Origin of the sequence: Rodentibacter mrazii, from assembly GCF_001998825.1 — a bacterium.
Classification (GTDB): Bacteria; Pseudomonadota; Gammaproteobacteria; order Enterobacterales; family Pasteurellaceae; genus Rodentibacter; species Rodentibacter mrazii.
This window is the reverse complement of the sequence record NZ_MLHG01000113.1, coordinates 1-2938: the sequence shown is the minus strand read 5'-3', so window position 1 is coordinate 2938 and position 2938 is coordinate 1. Positions and strand designations below refer to the sequence as shown.

Here is a 2938-nt window from a genome sequence, read left to right as displayed (position 1 = left end):
ACTTATTAAAAAATTGTCATTTATACTATTTTCTCAATTTATTTAATAATTTTTTATTATTTGAGACAGCGATCACAGTTTATATGAAAATTTTTTATTAATATAGCTATAACTCGATGATAGATGTTGATGGACGAGTTATTAAAGACAAGAATCTTAACTCACTATTTTAGGAGAAATATTATGTCATACTATCCAGCCGAACCGTTTCGCATTAAGAGCGTTGAACCCGTTTCTATTTTGCCAAAAGCAGAACGTGAAAAAGCGATGAAAGAAGCGGGATACAATACTTTCTTACTTGATTCTAAAGATGTATATATCGATCTTCTTACCGATAGCGGCACAAATGCGATGAGCGATCGTCAATGGGCAGGTATTATGTTAGGTGATGAAGCCTATGCTGGCAGCCGAAACTTCTACCATCTTCAAGAAACTGTGCAGGAATTATTTGGCTTTAAGTACATTGTACCCACCCATCAAGGACGTGGAGCGGAAAATATTCTTTCCCGTATAGCGATTAAACCCGGACAATATGTACCCGGCAATATGTACTTTACGACCACCCGCTACCACCAAGAAGCAAATGGCGGTATTTTCTACGATATTATTCGTGATGAAGCCCATGATGCAACGCTTGATATACCATTTAAAGGAGATATTGATCTTAAAAAGCTAGAACGTTTAATTAATGAAAAGGGTGCAGAAAACATTGCTTATGTTTGCTTAGCGGTAACAGTAAACCTTGCGGGCGGTCAACCTGTTTCCATCGCAAATATGAAAGCGGTACGTGAATTAACAAAAAAACACGGTATTAAAGTATTCTATGATGCAACACGCTGTGTTGAGAACGCTTATTTCATTAAAGAACAGGAAGAAGGCTACCAAGATCGCTCTATTAAATCCATTATTCATGAAATGTTTAGCTATGCCGATGGTTGCACCATGAGCGGCAAGAAAGACTGCTTAACCAATATTGGGGGTTTCTTATGTATGAATGATGAAGAATTATTTATGAAATCAAAAGAAATGGTAGTAGTCTTTGAAGGTATGCCTTCTTACGGCGGTATGGCCGGGCGTGATATGGAAGCGATGGCAATCGGCTTAAAAGAAGCTGCTCAAGAAGAATATATTGAACATCGTGTGAAACAAGTCCGTTACCTTGGTGAAAAACTAAAAGCGGCAGGTGTGCCAATAGTTGAACCCATCGGTGGCCATGCCGTATTCTTGGATGCCCGCCGTTTCTGCCCACATTTGAAACAAGAAGAGGATTTCCCTGCACAAGCACTGGCGGCGGCAATTTATGTTGAATGTGGTGTACGTACCATGGAACGCGGTATTATTTCAGCAGGTCGCGATATTAAAACCGGTGAAAATCATCATCCAAAATTAGAAACTGTGCGTATCACCATTCCTCGTCGTGTTTATACCTATGCCCATATGGATCTTGTTGCAGAGGGTATTATTCACTTGTTCAAACACAAAGAAGATATTAAAGGCCTTCGTTTTGTATATGAGCCAAAACAGTTGCGTTTCTTCACCGCACGTTTTGAACAAAAATAAGTGTAATGCTCCTACTTCAGCGATGGAGTAGGAGTTTTTTATGTCCGAACTTAAAGCGAAAACATTCTAATGACATTGTTTTTTTGATGTGTTGTCAAATAAGGACGTGACTCGCCTTTCTATAAAAATAAGAAAGGAGAAAACTTATGAACAAAACACTGGGCAGTACGCTCATTACTTCCGGAACCATGATTGGAGCAGGAATGCTTGCTATGCCACTCACATCCGCAGGAATGGGACTAACTTTCACAATTATTTTACTTGGCATTTTATGGGTATTACTGACATATAGTGCATTACTTTTTGTCGAGGTATATCAAACGGCAGAATATGATGCCGGAATAGGCACGTTGGCCTCACAATATTTTGGGAAGTTGGGAAGAATCGTTGCAACAAGCGTATTAATGATCTTTTTATATGCTTTATTGTCCGCTTATGTCACGGGGGGAGGCGCAATTCTTTCCTCAACATTGCCTGATTTTGCGACTCCTAATCTGAAAATGAAAGCCTCCATCCTACTATTCACCATATTTTTTGGGGTTTTTATCATTATTGGCACACAAATTGTCGATATATTAAATCGAATTTTATTTGTGTTTATGCTCCTAGCATTACTCATTGTTTTAGGCTTAATGATTCCGGAAATCAAATTAGACAACCTTATGGCGATGCCAATAGATAGCACTTTGCTCATTTCAGCAAGTCCGGTTTTCTTCACTGCATTTGGTTTTCATGGTTCGATTCCATGTCTTAATAAATACCTTGAAGGAGACGTAAGAGCGCTCAGAATTTCGATTATTTTTGGTTCTGCGATTACCTTAATTGGCTATATTTTATGGCAATGTTCAACTCATGGCGTATTAAGTCAAACAAAATTCCTTGAAATACTACATCAAGATCCGACACTAAACGGGCTCATTGAAGCGGTTAGAATAATCACCGGAAGCAGTATTATTGCAGGCATAGTAAAAATCTTCTCAGTGCTTGCCCTGATAACGTCTTTCTTAGGTGTCGCACTAGGTTTACTTGAATGTATTGAGGATTTACTCAAACGTGCCTGCAATATTTCAACGAATCGATTATACCTAGGTTTTTTAACTTTTCTTCCTCCTCTCCTATTCGCATTTTTTTATCCCGAAGGTTTCATTTTAGCGCTGGGTTACGCAGGACAAATGTTTGCATTCTATGCGGTTGTACTACCGGCTGCATTAGTATGGAAAGCACGAAAACTGCATCCTAATCTTCCCTATCGGGTTATTGGCGGCAAGGGCATTCTAATAATTATTTCTATTTTAGGTATGATCATTGTCAATATTCCTTTCCTCATAAAATTAGGATTTTTACCGAAAGTTGTTGGCTAGTAAAAATCCACCTTCAT

2 protein-coding genes are annotated in these 2938 nt (G+C 38.6%); both read left to right on the top strand.

What is annotated here, in order from left to right; genetic code table 11:
• The first annotated feature begins 183 nt into the window (after positions 1-183).
• The gene (locus tag BKK47_RS11915) at positions 184-1560 is read left to right on the top strand and encodes a tyrosine phenol-lyase (RefSeq protein ID WP_077495038.1); all 1377 of its coding nucleotides are present in this window, start codon (positions 184-186) and stop codon (positions 1558-1560) included.
• Positions 1561-1706: 146 nt separating this feature from the next.
• A complete protein-coding gene (locus BKK47_RS11910; RefSeq protein ID WP_077495037.1) occupies positions 1707-2921 on the top strand; it encodes an aromatic amino acid transporter in 1215 nt (404 codons plus the stop codon).
• Positions 2922-2938 lie beyond the last annotated feature (17 nt).